At 49.2% G+C, this 14,301-nt stretch carries 10 protein-coding genes; 2 read left to right on the top strand and 8 right to left on the bottom strand.

What is annotated here, in order from left to right; genetic code table 11:
- Nucleotides 1-3 precede the first annotated feature (3 nt).
- From KTH90_RS16280 to KTH90_RS16250, 7 genes are read right to left on the bottom strand one after another with little or no spacing between them, the layout of a single operon-like run.
- Nucleotides 4-966, bottom strand: coding sequence for a carbohydrate kinase family protein (locus KTH90_RS16280; RefSeq protein ID WP_158355653.1), 963 nt, complete (start codon nucleotides 964-966; stop codon nucleotides 4-6).
- A gap of 11 nt (nucleotides 967-977) precedes the next feature.
- Nucleotides 978-1,829 carry a carbohydrate ABC transporter permease gene (locus KTH90_RS16275; protein WP_158355652.1) on the bottom strand — a complete coding sequence of 284 codons (852 nt, stop codon included), beginning with the start codon at nucleotides 1,827-1,829 and terminating at the stop codon, nucleotides 978-980.
- On the bottom strand, nucleotides 1,829-2,692 hold the full coding sequence (locus KTH90_RS16270) for a carbohydrate ABC transporter permease (protein ID WP_158355651.1): 864 nt from the start codon (nucleotides 2,690-2,692) through the stop codon (nucleotides 1,829-1,831). Before KTH90_RS16270 ends, KTH90_RS16275 begins: the two co-directional genes overlap by 1 nt.
- Entirely contained in the window at nucleotides 2,689-4,404 is a 1,716-nt protein-coding gene (locus tag KTH90_RS16265; protein WP_158355650.1) for a DUF5597 domain-containing protein, read from the bottom strand. The genes KTH90_RS16270 and KTH90_RS16265 overlap by 4 nt, the downstream gene beginning before the upstream one ends.
- A gap of 28 nt (nucleotides 4,405-4,432) precedes the next feature.
- The gene (locus KTH90_RS16260; RefSeq protein WP_158355649.1) at nucleotides 4,433-5,284 is read right to left on the bottom strand and encodes a class II fructose-bisphosphate aldolase; all 852 of its coding nucleotides are present in this window, start codon (nucleotides 5,282-5,284) and stop codon (nucleotides 4,433-4,435) included.
- Entirely contained in the window at nucleotides 5,281-6,732 is a 1,452-nt protein-coding gene (locus KTH90_RS16255; RefSeq protein WP_158355648.1) for an L-fucose/L-arabinose isomerase family protein, read from the bottom strand. The genes KTH90_RS16260 and KTH90_RS16255 overlap by 4 nt, the downstream gene beginning before the upstream one ends.
- 2 nt (nucleotides 6,733-6,734) lie before the next feature.
- Nucleotides 6,735-7,712 (bottom strand): aldo/keto reductase, encoded by a 978-nt coding sequence (locus KTH90_RS16250; protein ID WP_238727058.1) that lies wholly within the window; start codon nucleotides 7,710-7,712, stop codon nucleotides 6,735-6,737.
- 212 nt (nucleotides 7,713-7,924) lie between these two features.
- Here KTH90_RS16250 and KTH90_RS16245 point away from each other — a divergent pair, with 212 nt between their 5' ends.
- Complete coding sequence (locus KTH90_RS16245) at nucleotides 7,925-10,501, top strand: histidine kinase (RefSeq protein ID WP_158355646.1); 2,577 nt, start codon at nucleotides 7,925-7,927, stop codon at nucleotides 10,499-10,501.
- A gap of 42 nt (nucleotides 10,502-10,543) precedes the next feature.
- A complete protein-coding gene (locus tag KTH90_RS16240; RefSeq protein WP_158355645.1) occupies nucleotides 10,544-11,269 on the top strand; it encodes a LytR/AlgR family response regulator transcription factor in 726 nt (241 codons plus the stop codon).
- Nucleotides 11,270-11,312: 43 nt separating this feature from the next.
- Here KTH90_RS16240 and KTH90_RS16235 read toward each other — a convergent pair whose 3' ends face one another.
- Complete coding sequence (locus KTH90_RS16235) at nucleotides 11,313-14,204, bottom strand: EAL domain-containing protein (RefSeq protein WP_238727057.1); 2,892 nt, start codon at nucleotides 14,202-14,204, stop codon at nucleotides 11,313-11,315.
- Nucleotides 14,205-14,301 lie beyond the last annotated feature (97 nt).

Raw genomic sequence — 14,301 nt, 5'->3', positions numbered from 1 at the left:
CCTTTATATCACCAGATTTTTATAAAACATCTCTCGCTCCCGCATCGTTTCTTTTTTCAACAATTCTCCTGTTTCTAAAAAACAACTCGTCGTATCCCAATCCGGAATTCCGGCTCTCCCTCCGATACCGGTACACTTAATCGCGGATGCCGCGCTGGCGAACTGAAGACACCGCCTTGGTTCCAGGCCTTTTATCCAGGCACTTAAGAACGCTCCGTGAAATACATCCCCCGCTCCGGTAGTATCTGTAACAGGCAGATTGTGAAACGCCGGGATACGAAAGTACTCACCATCGATCACTGCCTCCAGCCCCTGATCCCCCATTGTCACTGCAGCCGCCCGGCAGCCCTTTTCGGCTATCTCATACAGGGTGTCCCGGAATGGCTTTCCTTTGGATCTTACCTTAAAATAAGCCTCGGATCCAATATAAATATCGATCAGTCCCTCCATTTCAATAAGGGCGCCGGTTTCTTCCGGGTATGGGTCGGCATCCATAGACACGGTAATCCCCTGACTCTTGGCGAATTCTGCCGCCGCTATGGATACAGCATCCGGCGTCTCCAGGTGAATCGCTCTGGCCTGTCTGAGGAAGCCAGGATCCAGTTCCTCCGGTGCCAGCTGCTTTACCGTGGGCCGCTCCCCCAGAAATCTCCGGTTGGGAGAGCATTTTTCTGCAATACATACGCAGTAGCCTGTTTTCCCCTCCTCTCTTTCTTTTAACTGTTCTGCCTGGATTCCATACCGTATAAAATCCTCCCGGACAAATTTACCCTTTGCGTCTTTGCCGATGGTACCGGCGACAGCACATTCCATGCCAAGCCTGGCCGCTGCCACCAGGGCGGTGCTCACCTTCCCGCCTCCCTGGCTGCTGTAATCCAGCAGCGACGTGTAGCCGTTCTCGTCCGGTATCCGGTCCACCACCAGGATTAGATCCTTGATGGGTTGAGCGATTCCTATGATATCCATGTTGATCCCCCCTAACTTTTTACCGCGCCGGATGCGATTCCCTCTATTAGATACCGCTGGCAGAATACGAAGAAAATCAGAACCGGCAGCATACAGACGATGGAGGCCGCGAATGCAACGGCGTAATCGGTCGTATGCTCACCGAAAAAGTAATATTGTTTCACCGTCAGGGTCCGTACTTCTTCTTTTTGCAGGAGAATCAGCGCGATATTAAAGTCGTTCCACAGCCACATCACATGCAGAGCCGCAACCGTCGCCGTGATGGGTTTTAACAGCGGAAACACGATTTGGAAAAATGTCTTATAGGGTCCGCAGCCGTCGATCATCGCGGCTTCTTCAAGTTCCCTCGGAATGGATTTTACAAATCCGACGTAGAGGAATGTAGCATAGGCAATACTGGTTCCGGTCAGGATCAAGATCATTCCAGCCAGTGAATTCTGAAGCCTGAGCGTTTTGTACATCTTATAGATCGGAATCATCAGTATCTGAAATGGAATCATCAGGGATGCCAGATAGATTTTGTCCAGGCACCGGAATGCCCGGTTGGAAGCGGCATGTCTGGCGATCGCGTATCCTCCCATGGAAGCGCCCACGATGATCAGCGCCACGGATGGGAACGTAACGATGCAGCTGTTGATCAGGGACCGTGTAAAATCACTGCGTTCCATAGCCTCGGTATAGTTTTCCAGATGCAGGGCAGCAGGGAGGCTCATAATGGAACGGGAGATCTCCTGCTGCGTTTTCAATGAGGTTAATACAGCCATGAAGATAGGAAAGCAAAATAATAACATCAGAAGGATGGTCAGCGCAATGGTGAAATATTTCCTCCACTTTATTTTTCCAGCATAGCTCTTTGTTTTCATCAGATCTCCACCTCTCTTTTCCGGAAGAAGGAAGATACGGCGCTGCCCAGGAGCACAAGGGCGATCACAAATACCAGGGAAATCGCCTGCCCGTAGCCGGCCTTGTTGTAGCGGTACAGATTTTCAAATATATAGATGGAAATCGTCCTGGAAGCACCGCCCGGACCGCCGCCGGTACTGGACAGGGTCATGGCGAATTCCCGCAGCCAGCTGGTCAGCGTCAGCGTAATACACACGGTAAAGGATGGGGTCAGAAGCGGCAGTGTCACATGGCGGAACTTTTGTCTTGCGCCGGCTCCGTCTACGATAGCCGCTTCATACAGGTCGCTGGGTATGTTCTTCAGGCCTGACAGGTAGATCAGCATATTGATTCCACAAGTATTCCACAACCCCATGATGGTGATGGCGAAGATGACCCAGTCCCTGTTGCCCAGCAGATTCTTAATACTGAGGATCTGGGACAGTACCTCGCGGTAGATGAATCCCCATAAAAACGCCGTCAGCACCGCACTGAAGCACACCGGTATGAAGAACAGGATCTTTGCCGCATTGCTCCATTTTCCGGTCTTTTGATTGACCAGCAGAGCCAGGCCCAAGGATATTACATTATTCCCTGCGGTGCCAAAGAGGGCGAATAATAACGTGTTGCGCACCGGGGCCAGGATCCTCTTATCGCTGAACATCCGGATAAAGTTCTCGAATCCCACATAGTTATAGTCCTTTGTGATTCCATTCCAGTCCGTAAACGCAATGTTGATTCCCAGTAAAAGGGGGATCGCGATGGCAAAAGCAAAGAAAAATAATCCTGGCAGCAGAAATACATATTTTGACATTGCTCTGGAATGGATTCCGTGTTTTTTCATATCACTCCCTCCCCCGGCAGCTCTTGGACATCCCGCAGTACGTTTCCTTCAATTGGATCGTGCTCATTTTTGTGTAGCTCAAGCAGCGCATGGACGATCCCAATATCAGAGTGGACCCAAAGACCATGGTCACACTCGTCGCCGGTTCGCAGCCTGTCTGTTACGAATCTCATATCTGCTTCAAAATGTCCCTCCGCTACCTCCAGATATTCCTGATGGCGCAGGTTCTGGAAATTGGACGTGCGCACTCCTGTAGTCATGCCCTCGATGGTATCCTTCCGGATCAGGTTCAGACGGAAACCTTCACCGGCCAGATAGAAACTGCCGTTTCCTTCATATACAATCAGCCCTTTTCCCCGGACATTATAATGCTCTTCTTCTGTGTGGCCGGCATCCATATAGGCCCTGGTATCCGCAGCGTAAGCGTCTCCAAGAGGGTTGGTGCAGACCACCCGGCCTATAAAATCTCCAAAATCAATGTAATCAAAAGCGCTGCCTTCATACTGGGTAACCGCATATAATCGGCCGGTGCCCTGGTATTTTTGGATTAACGGTACCGCCGCCTTTACAATCCGCACCATATTCGCATATTCCAGCACGCCGGGTTTCAGATTCCCCTCGGGACCGATCAGACTGTCGATTCCAAAGCAATGGATTCCGCACAGACCGAATTCCACGATTCCCCGGAATGTGTTTACCGCGTTCATGGCTGTGGCGCCGGACTCGGGGATATAGAGGGGATTATCCGGTCCCGCGTACTTTTCACAGATGTTTCCATACATCAGGTAATCGTTATAGTATATATCCGGGCAAAGTGCGTCGATATCCGGTGTGAACCGCTTCCACAGATCCAGCACCCGGCTGGTGGCGCCTCCGGATGGGTAATCGATCCCGGCTACCCGGTTATACATCTCACCCAGCCACACATTGACGTAGGTGGGGATCGCATATTCCTGTTTGCCGGCAGCGGATATGGAATTGATATAGACTGCGAAGGTATAAGCCGTGCATATTTCTGCCGCGTGAAAGCCGAATACTTCTTCCCAGTTTCCTTTGGTTCTGCTGCCATGTTCCAACCATATTTCATGGACCGTTGCCGTACCTGTTATTCCTGTTTTTTTGCGGGGATTTTTTCCCTGAAGCCAGCCTGTCACTTCCTCCGGCACCTGGCTTAAATAAGCGCGCTCCCCGATGTCGGAATAATCTCTTGGGGTTCCGATTTGCCCCGGCTCATTTTCTATCTGTACACCGGCTACGATTCCTTCTGTATCGTGGGATTTCAGATAGCCCAGCAGTTTGGAAAAGGCACGGGCATCGGCCTGTCTGTTTTCTTCACAATGCGGGGAAAGTACCCGGGTCTCAAAATGCTGTATGGTCTGTACCCAGCGAAACCTCTCTTTTTGTGTTCTCATCCAGACCGGGATATACTGGGAGGCCCCGTTTTTCCAGGAACCGAACCAGAGCAGGATCAGACGCATGCCGTTAGCTTTTGCCTGCCGTAATAGCATATCGGTCTGGGAATAGTCATATACTCCCTCCTCTGGTTCCAGCAGGTTCCAGAATACCGGTGCCGCTACCGTATTCAGGCCCAGCGCTTCAGCTGCCTTCCATGCCCTTTGCATGGTTTCTTCCGAATAGGTGCTGGAATTGTGTACCTGGCCGCCGATGGAGAAGAAAGGAGTTCCGTCCCTGTCATAAAATAAGTTGTTCATAAGATATCCTCCAAACCGCTTCCTGATTTCATGAATCAAAAGTACATGACGTCAGCCTGCATTTTTCCATAATATACGCCGATAATTTCTCCCGCGCGTATTCCACATGGCCGCAGGCCCCGTCCCTTTCCCGTGCCTGCTCGAAATACTGTCCCGTATACTTCTGGTTTAAATAGGAAAATTCCGTGCCCACATTGAATTTATTGATTCCATTCCGGAAGGTGTCTATAAGCTGTTCCTTTGGTATACCGCTGCCGCCGTGAAGGACCAGCGGGGTTTTTACTGCCTCATTGATTTCCCTGAGACGTGTGATATTAAGCTTCGGCGGCCTCGTATAATTGCCGTGGGCACTGCCGAAGGCAACCGCCAGCGCCGTAACGCCTGTGGCTTCCGCAAATATCCTGGCTTCCTCCGCCTGTGTATAGAGTTCGGATGATATATAATCCCTCTCATTGGCCGCCTTTCCCACATGTCCCAGCTCTCCCTCCACATCCGCTCCAAAGGCCTTCGCGGTCCGGACTACGGAAGCGGTAAATGCGATATTTTCTTCCAGGGGAAGCAGGGAACCATCCGCCATAACAGAAGGGAAGCCGGCTCTCAACGCGCTGACAATATATTCAAAATTACTGCAATGATCCAGATGGATTCCCACGGGGATACTCACCTGCCGCGCCTGTTCCTTTACCAGGGAAACAAATCCTTCCAGGGAAACGTATCCCGCCATTTCCGGGTACAGCATCACGATTACCGGACGTTTTGCTGCCGCGGCGCCCTGTACTGCGGCAGCGATCATGGCGTAATTCATGGCGTCGAAGGCCAGGACCGCTGTCCCGTGCCTGTCTGCTTCGGCCAGTATATCCCTCACCCGCTCCAGACTCATAAGCTTCTCTCCTTTCGTTCCGGAATATCCGGGGAATCATAGACCAGATCCAGATACCTGCACGCTTCTTCAAACTCTTTACGAAAGTCGCCAAAGATACCAACCACATGATGGATATAGGGGCCGTAGATGAATTTCTTTTCCCATTTCACCCAATCATCCACCGTAAGCCAGACATAATTTCCATTCGTAAGCGGTCCCTCCACCGATTCGCCGTATCCGGCAAAGCACCGGTATTCTCCATCGGCCCCATCAAACCGCAGTACGGTCAAGCCGCCCTTTTTCAGCGGGAAGAAGCCCTGGCCGGACTCCGTCACATAACCGGGTACCGACGGTTCCTTTAAAGATTTGGCAAACGGCCCGCAGTGCCAGAGCAGTTCTGTGTTATCATCCTGCGGATGCCGGATCGTCAGGTCGGCCGTGAAGGAAGCGGCTGTGTAGTTATTGGCCGCGACAGCCAGCGCCGCCGTCACCGCCGCGTGAATATCCAGTTCACAGGCACAGGGGATGCCCCGGTCATTGATGTCCCCGAAGAGGAAACAAGGCGAAATGTCATACTGGCTCAGTATTTCATGCCAGCACTCACTGGCGATGGAAGTGCATCTGTATCTGCAGGCCAGTTCTATGATTCCGATCTCTATAGCGGCCAAAGTCTCTTTCTTATCTCCCAGCCTGGCAAGATCGATACCACGTTCCATGTCCTGGATCAGTTCCTGGATCTCGTCCTGTTTTTCCTTTCGTACCTTTCGGACCGTGTCGAAAAGCTCCGTGGCCGTGACAGGTACGATTTCAATATTATACTTTTCCAGAAGTTCCGCCTCATTGATCATGACGCCCAGGAACTGCTGGGGGCGTACGCTGATCTGCAGGATTCTCAGTCTGCGGAAAGCGGCGACGATTCTGGCGGTTCCCAGGAAACTCGCAAACTGCTGTTCAAATACCGGATCGCTGATCCGGCAGTTTTCTATGTAGGTAAATCTTACATGATACCGCATCAGGACTTTGGAGGCCGCGAACAGCCCGCATTGCGTATCCGTAGGACGCCAGTCCAGGCCGTCAGGCATTTCGTCCCGGGGTCCCCAGATCAACGTCGGAACCGACAGCTCCCTGGCCAGCTTCGCCACAGCCTCCTCCTGTCCGAAATTGCAGAACGGCACGAACAGGGCATCTATTTCTTCCTGTTTAAAATACCGGGCGGCCACAAGCGCGTCCTCGTAATCCGTCAGCAGAGTGTCGGCCTCGATACGGAGTGTCTTTTTTCCAAACACTACCTCTTTGTCCTGGAAGGGCAGGCGGTCCGTTGTCACCAGATCAAAATCATATCTCTTGGAGAATTCCTTTACTTTCTTCATAATAAGGCGGTAGTTTTCAAACGCCTGCGGCGCGTTCCAGGAATCCCTGCGGGTGACGGCAATTCCCAATTTTAGTCTTCTTCTCATAAGTTCCACATCTATTCCTCCTGATCCGGGTCATCTACAATGGTATTGTCAAAGAAATTCAGAAAAAACGGCAGTTGGTCCGTAAAGTTTCTGCTGGCCTTTTCGATCCTGGCCTCGTCTTCCGGTGCGAGCTTTTGTGAGACCGCTTTCAGGCTCTGGGGGATCTTTTCTTTATGACGGAATCCCACGATAGGCGCCGTAATCCCTTTTTGATGTGCCACCCAGCTCAACGCCATTTCCGCTGGTGTCCATCCGTTTTGGCCGGACAGCTGTTCCAGCACCTCCACCACCTCTACCGCTTTTTCGTAGTAAGGAGATTGGAAGATCGGCACACGGCTCCGGTCATCCTTGGGTTGGTTATCCCTGTGAAACATTCCGGTCAGAAGCCCCTGTGCCAGCGGAGAATAGGGGATCACTGATATATTCTGTTCCATGCAAAAGGGCAGCAGCTTTTCGTCCGCATACCTCCACAACAGGCTGTAGCATGGCTGGATGATATCAATCTTCGCATACTGCATGGCTTCCCTGGTCTGCTTCAGAGAAAAATTGGACAGGCCGATTGCTCTTATTTTTCCCTGCTCTTTCAGCAGGTTAAAGGCTTCCAGAGTTTCTTCTATGGGTACAGTTCCGGTGTAATCCGGGTAATGGATAAAATAGACATCCAGATAATCGGTATTCAGACGCCGAAGGGAATTCTCACAGTTTCGTATGGCATCCTCATAGTGCATTTCCATCTGCCACAGTTTGCTTATCACACAGCAGTTTTCCCTTGGTATCTTTTGTAATGCCTGCCCCAACACATATTCGGAATGTCCCAGACCATAGATGTAAGCAGTGTCAAAGGTATGTATCCCCAGCTCATAGGCGGTCCTGATATTTTCAACCGCCCGTTCATCCTGGCTCTCTCCCCAGTATTCATCGCCTCCCATCTGCCAGCAGCCATATACCAGATCTGATATCGGAATACCGGTCCCGCCGATTTGTTTCATGTAGAACGACCTCCTTCGTGCCCTGCCGCTTGGCAGGTCCGCCTTGACTGATTTTCTTTTTTCTGTACACAATATAGCCGAAACTTTTATGGGCATCCATACTCTTTGTGTATCATGCATAAAAATGAGGTCAAGTTACATGGATTTCTGCTGAAATTATATAAGGATTCGTATATAATAACCATAGGACAGTTAAAAGATCGGAGGACAGCATGAACAGAAAAATCTTTGTTCCGCATCTTATCACATTTATCACAGCATTCTGGGCGATCTACCTGGTGGCTTTTATCACCAGGTGCCAGCTGCAGTTGTTTCATCACGCGCTTTTTGTAAGGCAGAGCCGCCTTCATGTAGACTGGGTTATCAATCACAGCCTTATTTTCAAGTTAACCGCCTCCATTATTCTCTGTGTATTTGGGATCGGATGTTATCTGATCCACCTGCTGGCAGTGGAAAATAATATCTTTCTGCATTTATCCAGGCTCTGTTTTTTGTCATCCGGGATGATCAGCTGCGTGTGGGAAATCAATACGATGTTCACGACTCCCAAAACGGACCGGTTAATCTGGATCAAAAGCGGCGATCTGTTCCTAATCTTGTTTTCCGTACAGGCCGTAACCCTGCTGATGCGTTTACTGATAAAAAACGTGAGGCCTCTTTTTTCCAGTCTTCTGTATGGATTGTCCCTGCCTTTTACGGCCGCGATGATACTGTTGCCCCCGGTAAAAGCCTTAAAGGCGCTGCATGTATATCTGATTTTGTTTTTTATTTTCGGAATCTGCTTCTGTGGGTATCTCCTTTATCTGCAAGCAGGGCATATTTTGAAAATGATATTTTCCACATCGCTGCTTGTGTTTCTTGGTTATACGGTTTTCACTATTTCGCGGGCCCGGGACGATCCAGGTCTCGTTCAGTATCACAGTTATCTGCCCCGTATCCTGCTGCTCCTGCTGACTTTCCTTATCTTCCTGTTTTCCTATGGATTCCGGGAATACCGGAACCGGATCTTTTATAATAAAACCTTAAACCGGAAGATTCACGAGGCAAATCAGTTTAAAGAAGAGACACTGGATCATATTATGAAATTCACCCAGGCGCCGCTGAACCGGATCAGCGGTTTAAGTGAAGTACTACTGGAGGACATAAGCGGGAATCTGCCGGACAATCAGAAAAAAATCCTGCTGCAGATGCAGTCGGTGGTAAAGAGCCTGAATACATTAATGGATAATCTGCACACATACAGCATCCTTCAGGGTAAAACAGTCTCCCTGGATATGATGAAAGTCAGCTTCTCCACCATCCTGGAAATGGCCATCGACGATATCGTCACGGGGGATGAGCTGGTCCGCGCGGACAGGATACATTATTCCATGGAAAATACGGAAGACTATATCTATGGGGATCCCTATTATCTCATGCAGGTAAATTATAATTTTCTGCTGGCCCTTCTGGATATCAGGAACCAGGAACCGATTCAGATCCAGACCGGCAGGCAGAAAGACCGGCTATGTATCCGGATGAGCGTCACCATAGGAGAGGGGAAGATGAAGAAGGTGCAAAGGATAAAGCGCATCTTAAATAACCGGTCTGCATATATCCGGGAGAACCTGAACAGCGAAGAGGAACTGACGACCATCATTGCAAGGAATCTTCTACTCATGCAAAACGGTGAACTAAAGGCGTTCACTTCAAATCAGAAGTTTTTTATAATCAACTACTCCATACCGGTCTGGAATGATCAGGGACAGGCATCGCCTCATACAGAGAGTCCTGCGGCCGCTCCATCCTCCGGCTATAAGGTCATCCTGATCAGCACACTGCCGGAACAGATCGAGCTGATCAAATCTTTCCTGGAGTATTCTGCTTATGACCTTGTAATCTTTCACACCTCGGAGGATGCATTGCAATATATGGAACACACCAGGCATATCGGAGTCATCCTCATTGGTACTACGTTTTTAAAAATGAGCAGCCTGCAGATCATCCAAAACATCCGCCGGCAGTTTTCCATGGGACAAATGCCGGTGATTCTGATCCGAAAAGAGGTGTTCGGCCAACTGGCGGACCCGGTTCTGTCTCAGATCAATGACATACTGGTCGAAACCTTTACCCGCAAAGAACTGCTTTGGAAAATCGAATGCGCCATTTATCTGAAGAAATCAGTATCCATGGCCCTGAAGTCCAGAATTGATTTCCTGCAATCCCAGATGGACCCGCATTTTATCTTCAATGCCATCAGCACGATCATGCCGCTGTGTATGGAGGCGCCGGATAAAGCGTATGACCTGCTGGACAGCTTCAGCAACTATCTGCGGGGCAGTTTGTTCGCGGGGGAACTGCAAAAAAGCGTATCCCTTTCCAAGGAGCTGGAGCTGGTGCAGGCTTATCTAAAAATCGAGACAGCCCGTTTCCATGAGATGATCTCGTATTCGATCAATGTAAACTGCAATGACTCTACCAAAATCCTTCCATTGATGATTGAACCTATCGTTGAAAATTCCGTGAAGCACGGCAGACGGGGTACACAGAAATTAACGATCCAGATTGATGTGATACAGGATGATGACTGGATCTATATACAGATTCAGGATGACGGCGCCGGAATCTCGCCGGAACGCCTGGAACAGATACAGGAGATGAATACACAGACTTCCATCGGCCTGGCCAATCTGATTAAGCGGTTGAAGCTCTATTATAACGAAACTCTGAATATCATAAGCGAGCAAGGGCATGGAACCACTGTCTCCTTCCGGATTCCATGCCATACGGCTGATATGCAGGAAAACTGACATTACCTATCTATCACTTTTGCAGAAGAATGGAGGTTCGCGATGATACGCGTCATAACTCTCGACGATGAACAGCTTGCATTGGACAACCTGAACTTTATCTTAAGAAAATTCCCGGAACTGGATATCATCTTATCCACAACTGCCGCCAATACCGCGTTAGATTCCCTGCAGTCCCTGAAACCGGATCTGATCTTCGCCGACATCTCCATGCCGGAGATCAATGGGATGGAAATCGCGGAAAAAATCCTGGAATTAAAGCTGTCCACCAAAATCATTTTCATCACTGCCTATGAGCAATACGCGCTGGACGCGTTCCGGGTCAATGCGGTGGATTATATCTTAAAACCGGTCACTACCTCCAAGATCCGGCATTCTCTGGACAAAATCACCTCTCTGTCCCAGGGCCGGGCGGATCATACTCCGAAGGCCCATGGGGAATTCCGCATCATTGGTACACAGAATAATCGGTTTTATATCATCCGCCCGGAAGAAGGGCAGTTCATCAAGATGGAACTGAGGGATCTGATTCTGGTCACACAGTCTGGAGAGTACGTACTGCGGCACAGTATTTCCTACTGGGAGGAGAACCTCGTTCCCTATGGGTGGTTCCGCTGCCATAAAGGCTATCTGGTAAATATGAACCAAATCGAGGCGATCTATCCGATGTTTAATTCTACCTATAATGTAAAAATCAAGAACCAAAAGGATGCTATCCCTGTCAGCCGGACCTATATTAAAGAATTCCGGGCTCTATTAAACATCTGAAAGGGGACATGTCCATTTCAGTTTGGACATGTCCCCTTTCAGATTATTTAGAATATGCAATGCTTTCGAACTCTTCTTTTTTCACAGGCCGGTAATAATAGAATCCCTGAGCCAGCCGGCCGTTCAGTTTCAATAAGATATCCGCCTGCTCCTGGTCCTCCACTCCTTCGCAGATGACCATCAAGCCCAATTCTTTGGCCAGATGAATCAGGTTCCTGATAACCGTTTGTTCCCTCTTTGCCCGGATACCGTGGACAATAAAGCTTCGGTCCATTTTCAGCACGTCAGCCGTCAGATGCTGCAGCTGGCCAAGCGACGAATACCCCGATCCAAAATCATCAATGGCGACCAGGAAGCCCTTCTGTTTAAGTTTTGGCAGCAGCGTTTCGATCACGGCCGGGTCTTCGATGATTGCGCTTTCGGTTATCTCCACGATCAGCAGTTGATGCGGGACCCGGTACCGGTCCGCGATCGCGCTTAAGTGCTCCGGGAAATCCGGCTGTTCAAAGTGCAGCCTGGAGAAATTACAGGAAACCGGCAGTACCGTAATATCCTGGTCCATCCACTTGCGCATAGACCGGCATACGTCCTCGAACAGCCACAGGTCTACAGCTGTGACCATACCGTTTTTTTCAAACAGGGGAATAAAGGCACCCGGCATCAAAAGCCCTTTTTCCGGGTGGTTCCAGCGGATCAGGGCCTCACTGCTGATAATCTGCCCGGTTTCCATATCCACCTGGGGCTGATAATAGACTTCCAGCTCACCCCGGCTGAGTGCAGAATCCAGCCTGTTTTCCAGCTCTTGCTGAAAAATAGCCTGCTGGCGCATTTTTTCATCGTAGCACATGACAAAATGATTGGGATTATTTTTTGCATTGCGTCTGGCATAATTGGAGAAATCCATCATCTGCTGGATGCCTGTCTCTTCCGACGGGTTGATGAGATAGGCGCCGTATACCATTCCGATCTGATAAGGTATCCCCGTCTTTTCCTGACGCCAGAGATCCAGCTGCTTTAAGATAGCTTCCAGCCGTATTAACAGCTTCTCCCAATCTGTATAGTTCATCAGAATCACAAAGTTGTCTGCGGAGACCCGTCCGCACAGCTCTTTATCACATTGATTTTTCCGCAATATGCCGGCCAGTCCGATCAGCACTTCATCGCCCACACCAAATCCAAAATGATCATTAATCAGCCGGAACTGGCAGATATCGCTGTAAAGCAGCGCATAATATCCTCTGTCCTTCTCATGTGCCAATTCTCCCCATTTTTTATAAAAACCATTGATATTATATAATCCCGTCAAATCATCTTTATACAGCAGTTCCTGGATTCTTTGGTTGCTTCGAAGCGCAACCTTTAAGTTATGGCTGATCAGGAATATAATGATCCCCAGAATCAGGCAGATAACAAGGATCACAGCGGCCATATGCTGTCTGATCAAATCTCCGATACTGAACTGGCTGCCCTTCGCCATATAATTGATCAGAGAAGTATCGATTTGATCCCTGGGTAAATATTTTACACACTTGTTTATTATGGAAAAGAGGCGCTGATCCGCTAAAAATGATACTCCTACACACAGATCATTGTTGTACATACTAAGAGGCGCAGCACTCAGGTCGTTAAACCGCTCCTCCTCCAGATAATAACTGGCGACCTGGGTATTCATAAAGGCTGCGTCCGCATTTTTGCTGTTCACCGCCTCAAGGCATGCTTTGGCTGATGGATAATAAATGATATCCATATCCGCATTATCCTTTTTCACATCCTCCGACAGCTGATACCCTTCCGGCTGCGCCAGTCGGATGATCTTCTCATTCCCCGTCCGGGTAACCATTGCGGTTGGCGACCGCAAAAAGTAGATCGTTGAATTGATTTGATTTCTCCGGTCCCAAAGATAATCCCCATCGGACACGCAAAGAACATCGATGTTCCCTTCTTCCAATAGTTTCAGCGCTTCCGCCTGCGGATGCGCCTCAAAGCGGAATTGAAGCCCGCTGCTTTCCGCAATAAAATTCAGGATATCCGACGTGACACCCGTAAACTTACCGGTACCCGGCTCTGTGTAAGAAAGAGGCGCGAAGTCCGGATCATAGGATGCCACGATCGTTCCCGCCTCCCTTATAAAATCCTGTTCTTCGTTTGTGAAAACCGGTTTTTGATTTGCGCTTGGCGCCAGATATTTATCATAGAGGTCCATCTCATAACCAGGATTGCCAAGCATAATATCGTTCATGGCCCGGTTCAAATATTCCAGTACATCTTCCCTCTGACGCGATACGACAAAATACAGCGGACTGGGCGAAAATTGTGCGACACTCCGGAACGTACTGTTTTTACCCAGATGGGTAATCGCCACCCCGTCCAGAGTACCGTTGTCCAGAGCAGCCAGCAGCTTATCCGTCTCATCATACTCATGAATCTTAAGGGTGATTCCATGTTCCTGACAGAAGGCTTTAAAGTTCTCTCCATCGATACCGCCGCTTATGATACCCACATTCATCCCCTGAAAAGCTTCGAAATCATCATAATTATACCGCTGGTCATCCGGCCTTACATTCAGGGTCGTATAGATATTACACATTGGCTGTGTGCTGAACAGCATCTGACTGGCCCGCTCCTCTGTGTAATAGACTGCCGGAAGCAGATCAATGTCTCCGTCGATCAGCATCTGCAGCGCGGATTCCCAGCTAACCGCATCGATCACATCGTACAGGAAGCCGCTGTGTTTGGATATCTCCTGCAAGAATTCAAAATTGTAGCCGACGTATTCCTCATGCTGGTTCCGGGACATATAATCTCCATCCTCATAATACCCGACTTTCACAGGCTCCGACACACTTTTCTCCGAAGCCTCCAGAGGTAAAACCGTGCCGATAAACGTGAAAAGAATGGTAAGAAAACACGTTGCACTTTTACATAAGTTTTTCATTGTCTGCTGCACCTTCTCTGATCATACCATTATATAAAAAATGGCCTCTCTTGCCGCAATGATACTGTAATATAGTATAAATCAAATTCACAGAAAA

Source organism: Diplocloster modestus (assembly GCF_019042245.1).
In the GTDB taxonomy this organism is placed as follows: domain Bacteria; phylum Bacillota; class Clostridia; order Lachnospirales; family Lachnospiraceae; genus Diplocloster; species Diplocloster modestus.
Note: the sequence above shows the minus strand (reverse complement) of the source record. Positions and strands in the feature narration are given on the sequence as shown.